The organism is Cohnella baijiui (genome assembly GCF_020731285.1).
Lineage (GTDB): Bacteria > Bacillota > Bacilli > Paenibacillales > Paenibacillaceae > Cohnella.
The window spans coordinates 1-383 of sequence record NZ_JAJFOW010000138.1 but is presented as its reverse complement, the minus strand read 5'-3'; the positions used below and the strand labels follow the sequence as shown (position 1 = coordinate 383).

Annotated in this window: 1 protein-coding gene; it reads left to right on the top strand. The window is 37.3% G+C overall.

Going from position 1 to position 383, the window contains the following annotated elements; all coding sequences use genetic code 11:
* Window positions 1–255, top strand: a 255-nt coding sequence (locus tag LKX83_RS32010) for a hypothetical protein (protein WP_227887306.1), incomplete at its 5' end; no start/stop codon positions are given.
* Window positions 256–383: the final 128 nt, after the last annotated feature.

Genomic DNA, 383 nt, shown 5'->3' with positions numbered 1-383 from the left:
GTTCTGCAACAGCGTTTGCTTGAATTAAAGTATAATGCCTCTGTTCGTGAACTCGCATCTTCTATTTCTAGCATGCAGCCAGCAGATGCGGCAGCTCTGATAGAAAAGTTATTTAAAGCCGATGAGAAAAAAACCATATATGTGCTTCAGCAAATGGAGGCTGCACAGCGAGGACAAATATTATCTGAGTTAGCGAAAGATAAAACACGAGCTACGCTTGCAGCAAAAATTAGTCAAAAGTTGTTAACTTATTAAAGCATAAAAGTTATTGTAATTTCTTTTTCATTTTCATATATTATTCCTGGAAGGAGGTGAAAAAAATGACAACGGTACAAATCACTGGCAGCTCTGCATCTGTAAAAGCGATGAATTCTTCTTCAGGA